The sequence below is a fragment of the Nostoc spongiaeforme FACHB-130 genome, from assembly GCF_014698475.1.
In the GTDB taxonomy this organism is placed as follows: Bacteria; Cyanobacteriota; Cyanobacteriia; order Cyanobacteriales; family Nostocaceae; genus Nostoc_B; species Nostoc_B spongiaeforme.
The window spans coordinates 1-16904 of record NZ_JACJTB010000021.1; the positions used below are offsets into that span (position 1 = coordinate 1).

Consider the following 16904-nt stretch of genomic DNA (forward strand, 5'->3'; position numbering starts at 1 on the left):
GAGGTACTCATTTTTTAGCATTTGAGCCTCTGTTTCACTCTATGATTCTGCTTTTATTTTCTGTCGAGAGTGATTGACTACTCACACCTTTGTAAAAAACCTACACCTGTCAGGGGGAGTGTGGGGGGTAATTTTTTGGATACTTAGCTAGAAATCCCACACAAAATTTCGTTCACCCAGACAAGGGAGATCAGGGGGACAAGGGAGAAAAACAAATGACTCTAACTCTGTCACCTGTAACCTATCACCTATCACCTGTCACCTTGACGCGATCGCCATCTTTGAGATAACCTGCACCATCAACGATGACGCGATCGCCTAATTGCAAGCCATTTTTAATTTCTACGAGTTCGCTATTTATTAATTCTCCGACTTCTACTTTCTGGCTTTGGACGAGATCATCACCGGAGAGGGTGTATACAATCGCACTGCCATCGGCTTGGGGTTGTACGGCTTTTTGTGGTACTGCCATTGCCAGTGCTGTATTTGTTGTAATAGCCGCACGAGCAAACATTCCTGGCCGGAGTAAGTTGGTTAAAGGCAAGTCAATTTTGACTGTTGCTTCTCTGCGTTTATCGTTCACTAAAGGTTGTATTTCTCTAACTCGCCCTTGCAACTGCACGCGATTGTCAATATCGGAGGTAATTTGTACAGCCGCACCAATTTCTACTTGTGGTAATTGAATTTCGGGAACTTCGGCTTGCAGTTCTAATCGGCCATCCCGAATAATCGAAAACAGTTTTTGTGTTCCCCCAATCACCGTCCCTACTTGGGTTTGGGGCGGGATACCTGTAACATCACCCACTCTGGCGAGTTTCTCCGCCACAATTCCCGAAATCGGGGCGCGGACTACTGTTTGTTTTAACTGTGTTTGTATTTGTACAACTTTAGCCACACTAGTACGCACATCTGCTTCCGCTTTATAAATATTGGCGACAGCACTGCCGGTAGTGGCTTGGGCGCTAATTACATTGGCTTGGGCGCTGCGAATATTTTCTTCCGCTAACCGCACCGCCTCGGTAGCTGTTTTGACTGTGTAGGCGCGAGTATCCAGTTCTTGCAGACTAATCGCCCCAGCCATTGCCAATTTGCGATAACGCAGATAATTCTTTTGGGCTTCTTCTAACTTAGCCTTGGACTGGGCTAAATCAGCTTTTCTTTGCCGCACGATCGCTTGATAAGATGCAACAGTGGCTTGCTGTGAAACCACACCCGCCTGTTTGGAACCCACATCAGCTTGTTTGGATTCTACCTCGGCTCTGGCTCCACTCATTTGGGCTTGCAACATAGAATCATCTAAAATTGCCAAAACTTGTCCCTTTTTGATATAGGTGCCTTCCTTAATATCTTCGGGAATGATTTTGACTTGTAAACCATTGGCTTGGGGCAGAACTGGGATTAAATCACGGGCGGCGATCGTGCCTGTAGTATTTAAGGTGCGAGAAACACGGGTAGTTTCGACTGGGGAAACCGTCACCGTCAGGACTGGCTGAGATTTAGGCGTGATTTTATTGGCTACAGCTTTTTCTTGCCTCGCTGGTAATTGAGTTAACACACCCATCCCACCTAATGCGATCGCTATCCCTACGCCAACACCCATAAACATTGGTGTTAGCCAAGGGCGAGTCGGTTGTCTGGCTGATTTCTGCCATACTTTGACAATTTCTTCTCGTTCCAGTTCTGGAATACTTTCATCACTCAAGGGACACACCTCCACTGCGGAAACACACAAATGTTAATTATTTTTAAAAAAGTTTGCGACTAGTTACTGTATATTAAATTTGACTTCCATCTTCAGTTTTGACTGTAATAATCCCCAATATGACTACGATGACATAAGTCATGTTTTTTATGATAAATAAAAAGAAAAAACCGTATTTATACGGAAATTTTTACTCTGTCTGGCTTTGTATTGCTATCACACTCTAGGTCTTATTAACGTCACAGATCCTTTGTATGCAGATCACTGGATTTTGTATATAAATATGAAACACTAATGACCGTAGGATACGCCAAATAGTGTCTGTTGACAGCCAACTAAGAAAGTATACCTATCATGTGATCCAGATTTCCTGCAACTAGCATTCACAGCCTTACCTGGGTTAAAAAGGATGAATATACTTTTAAATACCAACTAAAGCCTTAAATTTGGGAATCTTAATCACAAACAAGAAATATTTTGATTGGAACTGAGCAACCAATATGTTCAACGCCACTGAAATTTTAATAGATGCTTTTGTCAAGCAAATTCGAGAAGGCTACAGTCGTACTTATGGCTGTCTCAAAAATGATTATCAAGACATCATAGCCTGGGCTGGGAGTATGGCGTTGGAAAATATTGCCAATAGCGATGCCCTATATCACAATGTCGAACACTCTATTTTAGTCACCTTGGTAGGGCAAGAAATTTTACGTGGCAAACACATCCGCGAAGGTGGTGTTTCGAGTGAAGATTGGTTGCACTTTATTATCTCCTTAGTTTGCCACGATATTGGTTATGTCAAAGGAGTTTGCCGTCAAGACCAAGAAGCAGCAAGTTTATATGCCACAGGTAAAAACGGCAGAATGATTTCCTTGCATCCTGGTGCTTCTGATGCCAGTCTGACACCTTATCATGTCGATAGAGCCAAGCTCTTCATTGATGAGCGTTTTGGTGGTCACAAGCTCATAGATGCTGAGGTAATTAAAAGTAACATTGAATGGACTCGTTTTCCTGTACCAGCAGCCGAAGATCATCATGACACTGTGAGTTTTGCTGGCTTGGTAAGGGCAGCTGATTTAATTGGACAATTAAGTGACCCACGTTACTTAAAGAAAATTACCTCGCTATACTACGAATTTGAAGAAACGGGGATGAATAAAGTTTTAGGCTACGAAACCCCAGCCGATTTACGCAAAAACTACGCCAAGTTTTATTGGAATGGTGTACATCCTTATATCAAGGATAGTCTGCGTTACTTATCACTCACCCAACAAGGCAAACAAGTGATGGCAAACCTCTACTCCAATGTGTTTGTCGTTGAACATGAAAAAATTCAAGAAGAACAAATGTACATGATGGAGCAGTTACATGCTTAGATTGTAGTCATTAGTCATTAGTCATTAGTAAACTTAGACAACAAATGACCAATGACAAAGGATAAAGGACTAATAAATTATGAATTGGTGGCAAAGACTCAAGAAAAACCCTTTGGCGCGGTTTGGGGCAATTTTGCTGTTAATTTTCTATGTAGCAGTGATTGCGGCTGATTTTGTTGCTCCTTATGACCCTTATGTATCACAGCCAAATGGTTCACTGCTACCACCAACAAAAATTTATTGGGTGTCAAAGTCTTCTGGGCAATTTATTGGCCCTCATATTTACCCAACAACTCAAGGTAACACTGATATTAAGACAGGCGATCGCCAGTTAATTGTAGACTTTACCAAGCCATCTCCTCTACGTTTATTTGTATCTGGGACAGAATACCGCCTGTTGCAGTTGAGTTTACCCCTACCACCCAAATGGGATGATGTCACAATTTTTTCCGGTATCCCCTTAACTTGGCATTTATTTGGTGCAGATAATAACGCTAGATTAAATATTTTCGGGACTGATGACCAAGGACGCGACCAATTCAGCCGCTTGCTACACGGGGGTCGCATTAGTTTATTTATCGGCATTATTGGCGTAATTTTTACCTTCCCCCTCGGTTTGTTGTTGGGGGGGATTTCTGGCTATTTTGGTGGCTGGCTAGATAGTGTGATTATGCGCTTGGCAGAAGTATTGATGACTTTCCCTAGTATTTATTTGTTGGTGACATTAGGCGCAGTTTTACCACCAGGGTTGAGTAGTACCCAACGCTTTTTATTAATTGTGATTATTACATCTGTAATTAGTTGGGCTGGTTTAGCGAGGGTAATTCGCGGACAAGTACTTTCGATTAAAGAACGAGAATTTGTCCAGGCTGCACGGGCAATGGGTGGCAATCCCCTTTACATTATTGTGCGTCACGTTCTGCCGCAGACTGCCACTTATATCATTATTTCCGCAACTTTAGCCGTTCCGAGTTTTATTGGTGCTGAAGCAGTTTTAAGTTTAATTGGTTTAGGCATTCAACAGCCTGATCCTTCTTGGGGAAATATGCTTTCCCTCGCCAGTAATGCTTCAATTTTGGTACTCCAACCTTGGTTAATTTGGCCGCCAGCCGTGCTGATTATTTTGACAGTACTGGCATTTAACTTACTGGGTGATGGTTTAAGAGATGCCCTTGATCCTCGCAGTTTGCAAAGATAAGGGAAAATTTGAAGTGTGAAGTCTGAAGTGTGAAATTTCATGCTTCAGGCTTTTGACAAATGACAAATGAGAGAAACTTTGGCGTGTCATAATAATTCAAGCAATCCCCTTTCAAGAGATTGAAACCTAGACCTGAACTGAATTACAGTGCGATAAATCATGCAGCCTGAACCCAAAGTCAACATCCTTTTGGTAGATGACAAATTAGAAAATTTGTTGGCACTAGAAGCAATTTTAGAAAGACTGGGAGAAAATTTAGTTAAAGCAACCTCTGGTTCTGAGGCTTTGCGGTGTCTGCTGCATCAAGATTTTGCAGTCATTTTGCTGGATGTACAAATGCCAGGAATGGATGGCTTTGAAACGGCTAATTTAATTCGTAGTCGAGAAAGGTCGCGTCAAACTCCAATTATTTTTCTCACCGCCTTTAGTACTAGTGACCAAATGCTATTTAAAGGCTATGCACTAGGGGCGGTTGATTATTTGCTTAAGCCTATAGATACGAACATATTAATATCGAAAGTTACAGTATTTGTTGAGCTATTTAAAAAGACGCAAGCAATTAAAGAACATGCAACTCAACTAGCAGCAGTGAATGCAGAATTACGGCAAAGTGAAGAACGTTTTCGTTCTTTGAGTACTTGTTCGCCGGTGGGGATTTTTGAAATAGATACGGCAGGAAAATGTAAGTATACGAATCCTCACTATCAGGCCATTTGTGGTTTAAATGCAGCCGAAAGTTTAGAAAAACAATGGCTAGAATTTGTCCATCCCGATGACCGCGAAAGAGCGATCGCTACTTGGTCAAAATATTTAGATATTGGTGTCCAAAACTACTCAGAAGATTTTCAATTTCTCACAGCTAATCATAGTCGGCGTTGGGTACAGGTGCGCTCATCCCGGATGGTTTCGGCGCAAGGAAAATTACTTGGCTATGTCGGCACTCTCGAAGATATCACTGAACGCAAGCAAGCTGAAGAAGTCCGCGCTCAAATCATCCGAGAACAAACAGCCAGACAAGAAGCAGAAGCCGCCAACCAAATGAAGGATGAGTTTCTGGCTGTGCTTTCTCACGAACTCCGCACACCTTTAACTTCTATGCTGGGCTGGTCAAAAATATTACGTTCTAAAAAACTGGATGACAAAGCAACTGCGAAAGCTTTAGAAGCCATTGAACGTAATGCTACATCTCAAGTGCAATTAATTGAAGATATTTTAGATGTATCGCGGATTATTCGTGGTCAACTAAAACTGAATTTATGTGTAGTTAACTTAGTGGCTGTCATTGAAGCCGCCCTAGAAGCAGTACGTCCCTTAGCTGATGCTAAACATATTCAAATCAACACAATTCTTGATTCTGCCATTGGTTCAGTTTGCGGTGATCCAGTACGTTTACAACAAATAGTCTGGAATTTGTTAAATAATGCCATTAAGTTCACACCAGAACATGGTAAAGTTAATGTCAATTTAGAACTCATCCAAGAAACTGATGCAGAGCCTAGAGAGCTAACCCCATCAGGAGAAGTTTTCATATCCTCTGGCGTATCTCCCATTCGGTTTGTTAGTTCATCTTATGCTCAAATTCAGGTAATTGATACCGGAATTGGCATTGAACCAGACTTTCTGCCCAAAGTATTTGAAAGGTTTCGCCAAGCAGACAGTACCACCACGCGATCGCACAATGGTTTAGGATTAGGACTAGCGATCGTCCGTCACTTGGTAGAACTACACCACGGCATCATTATCGCCGACAGCCCAGGTAAAGGAAAAGGTGCAACTTTCACCTTAAGACTTCCCTTAATGCCAAGTCCAAGTCTAGATGGTAAAGCAGAAAACTCGGTTGCTTGTACAACAGGTAATACACCCTTGGTAGGCTTGAAAGTTTTGGTTGTCGGTGATGAAACTGATAGCCGCAACTTTTTGGCATTTATGTTTGAAGAGTATGGCGCAAATGCAACCGCAGTAGCATCAATTGAAACTGCACTGGTAATTATTGAAGAGACAAAACCAGATATCTTGATTAGTGACCTCAGTCTCTCAAACCAAGAAAGTTATAACTTAATCCAACAAGTCCGCGCTTTAGCACCAGAAAACGGCGGTGATATTCCAGCGATCGCTTTAACTGCATTTTCCCACGAAGAAGACCGCTTAAAAATTCTCGCTGCCGGCTTTCAGCATTACTTAACTAAACCTGTTGACCCTGAAAATTTAATTAATGTAGTTACTAGTGTTATGGGGAAGAAGTCAGAAGTCAGGAGTTAGAATCATATTGAAATGTAGAGAGGTTTTATCCAACGTCTCTACAACAGCCGATAAATTGCATCTTCATCAACAAAATGTATTAGATTTACAGGTTTTCAATAAATTCCTCCAAGTAAAGCCGTGTCGCCTCTTTCAAACCTATAATCGCTTGTTCAATAGTCTCACCTTGATCTACAGTGCTAACTTCTGGACACTCAGCTATGTACATATCATCTTCTTTATAAAGAATCACTGTAAAGCTACGAGTCTTCATTGCATTTTACTTCCCAAGGCTTTTTTGTTTAGCATAACACTACCCTTTTCTCACAAAAGTGGTTCTCAGGGTTGCGTTATGCTAAATTTTGTGCATCAGTTCTGATTAACTTGCCGCTAACTTACCCCAACCGACATAAGGCAATTTTGCAGCAGTAGAGCGAATTTTATCAGCGTTAGCAACTAACTGACCGCAAGCATCCCAACTACCAGAAACGAACATATTTCTGGAACCTTCACCGATGAAAACTGGGGCTGTCAAGTCACCAATTTGTACTTGTAAAGTTTCTAAATTTATTGTTACTGTAGCTTGGGGATTTGCTGTAACTAGTTCTTGTAATTGTTTGACTGTTGCCCCATCCGCAGTTACACAAGGTACACCAATAGCCACACAATTACCAAAAAAGATTTCCGCAAAACTTTCACCAATTAAAGCTTTAATACCCCATTTAGCGATCGCTTGTGGCGCATGTTCCCGTGATGAACCGCAGCCAAAGTTGCGATTCACAATCAACACATTTGCACTTTGATATTGTGGCTGATCAAAGGGATGTTCACCCTTTAAAGCTGTGCGGTCATCAATAAACGCATTTTCACCCAAACCATCAAAGGTAATCGCCTTTAAAAAACGTGCAGGAATAATCCGGTCTGTATCAATATCATCACCAACTAAAGGTACAGCCTGCCCAGATACTTGTTTAATTTCACTTCCCATAATTTTCTTTGCGCCTTTGCGCCTTTGCGCGAGATAAAAAGATTTGGTTTGTAAACGCAGAGGTAAACGCGAAGTATGAGCATTTTACCTCCTGACTTGAAAGTGCTGAGTGCTGAGTGCTGAGTGCTGAGTGCTGAGTAAAAATGCTAGTCCCACTTTCATGCTTGGCTATGAAACTTGTTTCATCGGGACTGCCTTCTCCTACAGCAAATCCCGCACATCCGCAACTTCGCCCTTAATAGCCGCAGTCGCCACCATCGCCGGACTCATCAGTAATGTGCGACCAGAGGCAGAACCTTGTCTACCTTTAAAGTTGCGGTTAGAAGAAGAAGCACTGATTTGTCTACCTTGGAGTTTGTCGGGATTCATCGCCAGACACATCGAACATCCTGGTTCCCGCCATTCAAAACCTGCGGCGGCAAAGATTTTGTCTAATCCTTCGGCTTCGGCGGCTTGCTTCACTCGTTCGGAACCGGGGACAACAAAGGCTTTGACTCCTTCAGCCACGCGACGACCTTGGGCAATTTTGGCGGCTTCTCGCAAATCGCTGAGTCTACCGTTGGTGCAGCTACCAATAAAGCAGACATCGATTTTTGTGCCTTTGATTGCTTGACCGGGTAATAAATCCATGTAACGATAAGCTTCTTCGGCAATAAAACGGTCTTCTTCCGCCAATTCTTCGGGTTTGGGGATGAATTGATTAATGCCGATTCCCTGACCGGGGGTGATTCCCCAAGTAACTGTGGGTGAAATCTCGGCAGCATCGAAGACAACGACATCATCGTATTCGGCATCAGCGTCACTCTTGATGGATTCCCACCAAGTTACTGCTTGATCCCAGTCTGCACCTTTGGGGGCAAAGTCTCTATCTTGGAGATAATCGTAGGTGACTTGATCGGGGTTGACGTAACCGCATCTCGCCCCACCTTCGATCGCCATGTTACAGACTGTCATCCGTTCTTCCATGTTCATCGCCTCAAAGGTAGTCCCGGCAAATTCATAGGCGTAACCGACACCACCTTTCACGCCCAAGGTGCGGATAATATGCAAAATTACGTCTTTGGCGTAGACACCGGGGTTGAGAGTGCCGTTCACTTCTATTTTGCGGACTTTGAGTTTAGCGAGGGCTAGGGTTTGGGAGGCGAGAACATCGCGGACTTGACTTGTCCCAATCCCAAAGGCGATCGCACCGAACGCACCATGACTTGATGTGTGGCTATCTCCACAAGCGATCGTCATTCCTGGCTGGGTTAATCCTAATTCTGGGGCAATCACATGGACTATACCTTGACTGCCGGAACCAATATTATAAAAAGTTAAATTATTTTCTTGACAATTCTGTTCTAGGGCTTGAATCATTGCTTCTGCCACACTGTCGGCAAAAGGACGTGCCTGATTATCTGTAGGCACAATGTGATCTACTGTCGCTACTGTGCGCTGGGGAAACAGTACCTCCAGACCTCGTTCGCGCAACATCGCAAAGGCTTGGGGACTAGTGACTTCATGAATTAGATGCAGGCCAATAAATAGTTGTGTCAGCCCTGAAGGAAGTGTACCAACGGTATGTAAGTCCCAAACTTTATCAAACAGGGTGCCTTTGCTCATATTTCAATCGTTATGTAACGAGTCGGAATTTTTATCGTATCAAAAAAGCGTCGGACAATTTTAGATTTTGGATTTTAGGTTAATCCATAGATAATTTTAAAGGCTTGAGAAATTTCAATTGCAGATTTTCGATTGATTTCATAGCTAAATCTGGCACTTTTACCATCAAGGAATGAATATCCAGACTTTGGCGATTTCTCTTGCCTTGATCTCTTGTTTTTAGGCTGAAGTTTGTGTATTCACAAATGCTAGACAAGAGTTAGATTGGAATTGGAAAAATTGAAGCAAAATCTTTTTCAGGGAATTTTGCTTCACCATTTGAATGGCGATGTTCACATCTAACCATTCTCGCTGTCTCTGCCCCGCTTCAGGATAATCTTCACTCAGCATTTCAACTAACAATAAATACATCTGCACTCGGTAGATTTTGCCACGTTTGCGATACCTGTAACTACCTACGGCGTTAACATCTACCTGTCCTATGATACCTGCTTCTTCCCAAGCTTCTTTGGCGGCGGAAGCAGGCGGACTCATACCTTTGGCAATTCCACCCTTGGGAATTACCCAATTATTGCGATCGCGGGTTGTAATTAGTAAAATTTCGACGGTGCCGTTCTGCACTCTATAAGGAATGACCCCCGACTGCTTGAAGATTTTGCTGATTTTCTGATTCATGTATTTTCTGGATGAGCGTCATCATAAAACAAGGCAAGAGGTGATTTTAGCTAAGTCTCATTTTTATACAGCTATTAGGCATCTACTATAAGACAGAAGGATTTGAGAAGTAAAAAGTAAAAAGTCAGAAATCGATACATTAAGGCGTTTACAAATATTTTTCTTGCTTTTAACTTTTAAATTTGAACTTTTGCCTTATTACTTCATGCCGGCTTATGATCTAACCGAATTGCTGCTTCTAGGGCTGCTTTTTCTTTGGCGCGGCGGGCATAAGGCTGCAACTGAGAGCGATCGCAACCTGTTAAAATACTCAAATCATCTAAACTCACACCTCGCATTAACATTTCTACACACCATGTTTGTTGTGCTTGAGTAATTTCTGGTGGTTTACCTTGGGGTGTTAACAATTCTTGAGTCCAAATTTCCCAACGTTGCAGCAATTCTGACTCAGAAAGGGGATTACCTACATTGTCAATAAACATCGCTGGATGATGATCTTTGCGACTTTTCAGCCATTTAATTACAGGATTGTTGGTATGAGAACCGTAGTGTTTACCCAAAATCCACTGATTCAAAGGAACTTGGCGAGGTAAGCCTGGGGTGGTGATTTGCAGAATTAGTCCTTGATTATCGAAAATTTGGTGCGATCGCTCCAAGCCAATTATCTCAGCAACAGATAAACCAGCACCAAATAAAAGGTATGCTAAAGCATAATCTTGTATTCCCGATTTTCTGGAGTTTTGCAAAATTTTATGGACTAAAATCCCAGGCAAATCAGCTACTTCTTGGATAATTACAGTTTCTTTAGTTAATTGGGGTGCAGTAGACATCGCTCCATGTAAAAACAACTCCACTAAATTCTCTAAAAAATCATTTCGATCTTCCCACAGTTCATGAAATTCGCTTGTGAATTCAATCACCGCATATCCCAAAATCATGCCATTCAGTAAACTGGCTAATTTTTCTGCCGGCAGATAGGTATTTAGGTCTCCCTGTTGAATCACAGTGGCTAAATACTGCGCTACATAGCGGTTAGCTTCTGTTAATCCTCTCCCCAAAGCGCGGCGATTTTCGGCGGGAAATTGGTCTGCTTCACCCACTACCGACCGCACAAACTCTGGGACTCGTTCTAATGTATGTAAGCTATCACTTGCATAATCTTTCAGGGCTTGATAAACGTTACCCGGAGGAGTTGCTCTCTGGACTAAAGATTCTCCCAAATCTTTAAATGCTGCCGATTCTTCTAATACTGCTAACAGTAGACCATGTTTATTCCCAAAATGGCGAAATAAAGTCACTTCATTGACTCCAGCTTTTTCGGCAATTTGGCGAGTAGTAGTACTACTAACTCCTTGTGTAGTAAATAATTCTAGTGCTGCTTGAATCAAACGTTGGCGGGCTGAGATTGATTGAGATGCCATAAGAAATAATGCAAGTGGCACTTGCATAAAAAACCAATAGTTGTTACGATGCCTAATGTAAGTGATACTTGCTTAAGTTCACTGTAACGAACTAGTTTACAGAATGGGTCAATTTCTTGGGGAAGTTTACCCAAATCCCAGCAAATCACTTCATGATCCATCAACGGAAATGTTTATGACTGCAAAATATCTGGCGGTTGCTTCTGAGACAGGAAATTCACCCCGCCTGAGATGGGTGAATGTGGCTTTTTTTGCTGCTATTCACGCCTTAGCTATGTTGGCTCCTTGGTTTTTTTCTTGGTCGGCGCTAGGATTGCTAGTGTTTCTCCATTGGTTATTCGGGAGTATTGGCATCTGTTTAGGATATCATCGACTTTTAAGCCATCGGAGTTTCCAAGTACCCAAGTGGTTAGAATATGCGATCGCCATTATCGGAGCCTTAGCACTCCAAGGTGGGCCGATTTTTTGGATTGGTGGACACCGCCAGCACCATGCCCATACAGAAGATATTAACTTAGATCCCTACTCTGCCCAACGTGGGTTCTGGTGGAGCCACATACTATGGATTATGTATCCCCGTCCAGAGTTTTTTGACTATGAAACTTATAAAAAATATGCGCCAGATTTAGAAAGACAACCTTTCTATCGTTGGCTAGATCGCTACTTCTTATTGTTGCAAATTCCCTTGGGATTATTCTTATATGCTTTAGGCGGCTGGTCTTTCGTAATCTACGGAATGTTTGTGCGAGCAGTATTATTGTGGCACTCCACTTGGTTTGTTAATTCTGCATCCCATCTTTGGGGTTATCGCACCTTTGACGCGAATGATGGTGCGCGTAACTTGTGGTGGGTATCAATCCTAACTTATGGCGAAGGCTGGCACAACAACCATCATACTTTTCCCCACGTTGCCAAATCTGGCTTTCAGTGGTGGGAGATTGACATCACTTGGTGGAGTATTAAAGCTTTAAAAAGTTTGGGTTTAGCGAAAAAAGTCATCTTACCGCCACCGCAAATTGCAAATCAAAGATAAATTAACTGTAAGAATTCAGCACTCAGGAGTCAGAAATCAGAATTTAGAAAAAATTGAAGATAATTGCTAGATTGATTTGTAACAATTGTTCTGATTTTGATAAATATTCTGACTCCTAAAGCCTTACACTTAAATTATGGCAATTTATAGCTGGCAACCCGGACATTTAACTCTCCTTGACTGGGATTTTTGCTAAAAATAAATGCACCTTCTTCCTTCTCGCCATCAGATAAAAAATCAATTTGTTGCTCTCCCGTTTCTACCACTTGATCAGCAATTTGTAACTCAGCAATAATCTGCACTGATTCCGCCGTTTCACCACCAGTATTAACTATTTCAAAGGGAACATAAAATTTCCCATCAATTTCTTTAATTGCTGATTTTTGATTTACCGACAAAATAGGAGGCTGATTTTTTTCATTTAGCCATATATACCCGACTAAACTAATCACAACTGCCAGAATAGATAAAGCTATTCCAAATGTGATCCATTCAGCTAAAGAGCGTTCTGGTTGTGGTTCTGTTTCCATCATATTGCTAACCTACCTGCTGCGCCGCCAATAGTTGCAGGTAATCCCAAAACTAAAGTATGTTCTAACCACATTATCCAAGGGTCTGATAAAGTGAGCTTTTGAAAGAAGAATAGCATTGCTCCACTAGCCAGCAAAGATACTAAATAAGATATAGTAGTTTCACTTAATGGGCGCTGAAAAATTCCTTTTTGCTGTCTACGTTTTTGTTGGTCGGAAAAACCAGCTTGAAAGACAATAGCGTAGGAAATTACTAAAGACGCAGCCATTAACACCCATAACCAGGGAGGAGAAATAGCCGCCGCTAACATAGGAACTTCGTCTGTTGGTGCAATGTTAAAAGCAATCACAGTTGCACCAATGACAGTTGCACCTAAATCAGCTAATGTGGCGTGTAAATTATTTTTATGCGTGGCTGATGTTGAATTATTTTGATTACCTGCTTGGAGAAATTGGTTAGCTAACGCTACACCGAGGGTAAATGGTACCCCTTCATAAACTACTTTTCCTAGTGATTCTTTTAAGGATGTTGCTGGGGTAATTTCTTGCAATAACCACAACATAAATGCAGAACAAACAAATCCAATGGCTATTGCTTCTACAGTATCTATTGCGGCTTCATCTAGTCGCCAAGTATTTCTGCGTTTACGAAATCCCTCTGTATAATTGAGTAAAAAAACTACAACAAACATTAAGGCGATCGCTATTGCAATTAATCTCGGTTTTGCTAATGAGCCAATCCACCATACTTCCATTGTATATATTAGTGGAATGCCAAATAAAAAACCTCCACAAATACCACGGACAATATCATTTATTTCTCGCTTCCAGGCATTTTTATACTGCTTTTTTCCCACTACTAATAAGTACCTAATTATTTTGTTGTCAGATTTATATGTGTTGTAATATTTCTCATAAAATAAATATTATCCGCATCTATCTTAGGTTATTTTTTAAATAAACGATTTATATACTTCCTTCGGTAGATAAACAAAAAATTACTTTTTAGCCAAGGTAGATTTATAACACTCATATTTGATTTGGGAAAAAAATCAGTACACCCAGATCAGGCTTCTTTCCTACTCCCCATTCCCTACTCCCTGCGTATCGCGCTTGCGCTGGGCTTCTCTGCGAGACGCTTTGCGAACGCGCACCACACAACTAGATTCAGGAATCAAACCGTATTCCTATATCAAAGGTCTGACTTACGTAGACTCTACGATATTCCAACGGCGCACTCTTGCGGCTAACTCAGCATAAGCAATAGTTATACCCCCAAGAATCTTCGCAATGTAAGCCACACTTGCTGCTGAAACACAGTCCCACCAGTTTTGAGGGGAATATCGGCTTGTTTATTATTTGGCGTGACTGAAGCTTTACAGTTACGTATCCAGGGCTTTGGGTGCAAACATTCCTTACCAGTTTCTAGTTATGTTACCTTATGCGATCGCTTTATTCGCATTGTTGGGACTCGCGGCTAAAGCTTCACCACCAAAAGCTTTGGGCGTTAATTATTTTCCTGAACATCGCAGATGATCATAAGTTCTATAACAGTGGTTAGAAAATTTGATACTGAATACAGTTGCATATCACCCTAGAAGAAATGTACACTTTTAGTCATGATGTTTGCTTGATATTGCCATTAGCTTGTCATTGTCTACCCTTAACTTCAGCATAGACAATCAACCTAGTGAGTCATACACGAGCTAGTCCATTTCGAGCCGCAAACAGCCTTGTCAAGATAACCTCGTCAACCATCAAATATTTACTAGAGAATACGACTTCGCTGTTAGTGGAGTTATTCTTTGAATGAAAATTCAGAATTTTGGGTAGGTAGTCTTTAACTTAAAGGTGACTTGTTGTTTATGAAGAGACAGCCACTAATATTAGTTGTCGAAGAGAATCTATACAATTTAGAACTCCTAAATTACCACCTCAAAGCATTACATTATGCTTGCATTTGTGCTAAACAAGGAATCAAAGCTTTGATATTCTCGCAAACACATCAACCTGACTTAATCATCTTAGATATGATGATTTCTGATATTACTGGCGGTCAAGTTATTGATTACCTTAAACAAGATAAAAAAACTGCCAAAATTCCAATTATTGCAGTAATTCCTTGGTATCTGGAAAAAAACTCCGAACGCCTTTTTTTAACGGGTACAGATGCTTATCTGACAAAACCATATAATTTGCATAAACTAGATGCAGTTTTGTCCTGTCATTTCACTCAGCTAAATTCTTCAAGTTTGCTTTAGGGATGGACTCAGGATTTCGCACTTCTGGTAACTGTTGTAAAACTACAATTATTCCAGTTCTCCCTGTAACTAAATTGGTATTAGTCATTAAATCAACTATTGGCTTACCAATGATTTCTTCCAATAAATTTTGTAGTTTTAGTTTAATAATTTTGTCTAAAAATAAGCGGACTTGTTCGGCCAAGTTTTCATACCCACCAGATATTAATGTTAACTCAACTGAGGAAGCTGATTTCTCTAGGGAAATTACTAATTCTGTATCAAAAAAATGACATACAACTTGGCTAGGACGTTGCCCTAGTTGTTCATAATAAAAAGCACTAATCCGCTGTGCAATTTCTCTTTCAAGTTGTCCAATAGTGGGGTATGACATTATTTTTGTTAGTATTTAATCCTAGTAGTTTGATGAGTTGAGTCTCTCTAAAATAGGGTTGGTGTTGATAATTAATATAATATATATTCATATCATATATACCATTACATATAAACAATCAAGGTCAGATTAAATAATATTTTTTCACTATTTTATTTTGTCAAAAAAATTGCTCACTATAAATAATAAAAAAACTTAGATAGCAATTATAGCCTTAGCTATTATCACTTAAAAACGAGCCATGTCAAGCACAATCTTAATTACGCCAGCAAAAAATAGTCAGGAGCAATTTTTATGCTAAACCAGTTAATTTGGTCTGTGAAATTGTATTATGTTTAATAAAATAAAGCAGCCTATCAAAATTTTTTGGTTAAAAAATCCAGGTTTGACAAAATTTTGAAAACTTGTTACTGGTAGTAATAATTTGTTTGTACCGCATCAGCTAATCTATTTCAGCATAGCGCCTATTAACTAATTTCGGAACGCTTACTATCTACTATCAGGAAATCAACCATATATTTATGTCAGGATGTGGTTATTTCTTCACTATTTCAAAACAAATGTAATAATTCTTATACAGTTAGCAAGAAGTAAAGATTGTGAAGTGGGATATGGAATTAATACTAATTTTTTATAACGCTGTGTAGAATTCTATCCCCTCTAGCCCTCTCTTAAAAAGGCTATAGGTAATTAGATCAACAATAATACATAAACTGATTGATTGCTCTCTATCTCAAGATATATTTAGTTTTTACTTCGCAAACCAATGGAATTGAAGGATAGTGTCTACTTATTTTGTACCGAATAAGCGATCGCCTGCATCACCCAAACCTGGAATAATATAACCATGTTCATCCAAATACTCATCAATAGCAGCAGTATAAACTTGTACTTCAGGATGAACAGTACAGAAATGTTGTAATCCTTCTGGGGCTGCTAGTAAGCAAACAAACTTCATCGATAACGGGTTAGTAGATTTCAACCTGTCTACAGCCGCAACAGCAGAATTTCCTGTGGCTAACATTGGGTCAACAATAATCATGTCCCGTTGTTCAACATCGTGGGGAACTTTGAAATAGTATTCAATCGGAATTAAAGTTTTAGGGTCACGGTATAAACCAATATGACCAACCCTTGCTGATGGCATTAACTCCAACATACCATCTAAAATGCCTTGTCCCGCCCGCATGATAGACACTAACACCAGCTTTTTATCCGGTGCAAGCACGGGTGCATTCATTGGCGCAAGGGGTGTTTTAATCTCTTCATATTTTAGAGATAAATTGCGCGTTACTTCATAACCTAACAACAAACTAATTTCTTTGAGGAGGTTGCGAAATTTCGTCGTGCTAGTTTCAGCCTTCCGCATCAAAGTTAGTTTATGTTGAATTAACGGATGGTCAATAACTGTGACTTGATTTTGCATTTTGGCTAAATGAAGTGTGGAGTGTAAATTTTTCTGTGGAAACTGGGCGTAAGGGTGTGTGGTCTAGGGGTTTTAGAT

Annotated in this window: 15 protein-coding genes and 1 pseudogene; 6 read left to right on the forward strand and 10 right to left on the reverse strand. The window is 40.6% G+C overall.

The annotated features are described in order from the left end of the window. Positions 1-244 precede the first annotated feature (244 nt). Positions 245-1702 carry an efflux RND transporter periplasmic adaptor subunit gene (locus tag H6G74_RS16250; protein ID WP_190968659.1) on the reverse strand — a complete coding sequence of 486 codons (1458 nt, stop codon included), beginning with the start codon at positions 1700-1702 and terminating at the stop codon, positions 245-247. Positions 1703-2202: 500 nt separating this feature from the next. Between H6G74_RS16250 and H6G74_RS16255 the strand changes: the two genes are divergently transcribed. The 3 genes from H6G74_RS16255 (at position 2203) to H6G74_RS16265 (ending at position 6535) form a co-directional block, all read left to right on the forward strand. Further along, positions 2203-3078 (forward strand): Npun_R2479 family HD domain-containing metalloprotein, encoded by an 876-nt coding sequence (locus tag H6G74_RS16255; RefSeq protein WP_062288443.1) that lies wholly within the window; start codon positions 2203-2205, stop codon positions 3076-3078. Positions 3079-3157: 79 nt separating this feature from the next. Beyond that, positions 3158-4276, forward strand: coding sequence for an ABC transporter permease (locus H6G74_RS16260; protein ID WP_190968660.1), 1119 nt, complete (start codon positions 3158-3160; stop codon positions 4274-4276). A gap of 159 nt (positions 4277-4435) precedes the next feature. Continuing rightward, a complete protein-coding gene (locus tag H6G74_RS16265) occupies positions 4436-6535 on the forward strand; it encodes a response regulator (RefSeq protein WP_190968661.1) in 2100 nt (699 codons plus the stop codon). A gap of 85 nt (positions 6536-6620) precedes the next feature. On the opposite strand, the gene H6G74_RS16270 is transcribed toward H6G74_RS16265, so the two are convergent. The 5 genes from H6G74_RS16270 to H6G74_RS16290 form a co-directional block, all read right to left on the reverse strand. Further along, positions 6621-6788 (reverse strand): type II toxin-antitoxin system HicB family antitoxin, encoded by a 168-nt coding sequence (locus H6G74_RS16270; protein WP_190968662.1) that lies wholly within the window; start codon positions 6786-6788, stop codon positions 6621-6623. A gap of 105 nt (positions 6789-6893) precedes the next feature. Further along, entirely contained in the window at positions 6894-7502 is a 609-nt protein-coding gene (leuD, locus tag H6G74_RS16275) for a 3-isopropylmalate dehydratase small subunit (protein ID WP_190968663.1), read from the reverse strand. A 201-nt stretch (positions 7503-7703) separates the two neighbouring features. Continuing rightward, complete coding sequence (leuC, locus tag H6G74_RS16280; protein WP_190968664.1) at positions 7704-9107, reverse strand: 3-isopropylmalate dehydratase large subunit; 1404 nt, start codon at positions 9105-9107, stop codon at positions 7704-7706. Between the two features lie 219 nt (positions 9108-9326). Next, positions 9327-9782, reverse strand: a complete 456-nt coding sequence (locus H6G74_RS16285) for an NUDIX hydrolase (RefSeq protein WP_190968665.1) — start codon at positions 9780-9782, stop codon at positions 9327-9329. A 203-nt stretch (positions 9783-9985) separates the two neighbouring features. Continuing rightward, positions 9986-11203, reverse strand: a complete 1218-nt coding sequence (locus H6G74_RS16290; RefSeq protein ID WP_190968666.1) for a TetR family transcriptional regulator — start codon at positions 11201-11203, stop codon at positions 9986-9988. 175 nt (positions 11204-11378) lie between these two features. Here H6G74_RS16290 and H6G74_RS16295 point away from each other — a divergent pair, with 175 nt between their 5' ends. Beyond that, complete coding sequence (locus tag H6G74_RS16295; RefSeq protein ID WP_190968750.1) at positions 11379-12236, forward strand: acyl-CoA desaturase; 858 nt, start codon at positions 11379-11381, stop codon at positions 12234-12236. A 134-nt stretch (positions 12237-12370) separates the two neighbouring features. Here H6G74_RS16295 and H6G74_RS16300 read toward each other — a convergent pair whose 3' ends face one another. Beyond that, on the reverse strand, positions 12371-12769 hold the full coding sequence (locus H6G74_RS16300; RefSeq protein WP_190968667.1) for a TIGR02588 family protein: 399 nt from the start codon (positions 12767-12769) through the stop codon (positions 12371-12373). Continuing rightward, positions 12766-13623: a TIGR02587 family membrane protein gene (locus tag H6G74_RS16305; RefSeq protein ID WP_190968668.1), complete on the reverse strand. Its 858-nt coding sequence runs from the start codon at positions 13621-13623 to the stop codon at positions 12766-12768. The genes H6G74_RS16300 and H6G74_RS16305 overlap by 4 nt, the downstream gene beginning before the upstream one ends. A gap of 489 nt (positions 13624-14112) precedes the next feature. Between H6G74_RS16305 and H6G74_RS16310 the strand changes: the two are divergent. After that, positions 14113-14302: pseudogene (locus tag H6G74_RS16310) on the forward strand (ABC transporter permease); the annotation flags it as partial. Between the two features lie 329 nt (positions 14303-14631). After that, positions 14632-15027, forward strand: coding sequence for a response regulator (locus H6G74_RS16315; RefSeq protein ID WP_190968669.1), 396 nt, complete (start codon positions 14632-14634; stop codon positions 15025-15027). Here the strand turns inward: H6G74_RS16315 and H6G74_RS16320 are convergent. Both H6G74_RS16320 and upp read right to left on the reverse strand, forming a co-directional pair. Continuing rightward, the gene (locus H6G74_RS16320; RefSeq protein WP_190968670.1) at positions 14996-15400 is read right to left on the reverse strand and encodes a DUF2294 domain-containing protein; all 405 of its coding nucleotides are present in this window, start codon (positions 15398-15400) and stop codon (positions 14996-14998) included. The two genes, H6G74_RS16315 and H6G74_RS16320, sit on opposite strands and share 32 nt — an antisense overlap. 790 nt (positions 15401-16190) lie before the next feature. Further along, the gene (gene upp / locus H6G74_RS16325) at positions 16191-16826 is read right to left on the reverse strand and encodes a uracil phosphoribosyltransferase (RefSeq protein ID WP_190968671.1); all 636 of its coding nucleotides are present in this window, start codon (positions 16824-16826) and stop codon (positions 16191-16193) included. Positions 16827-16904 lie beyond the last annotated feature (78 nt).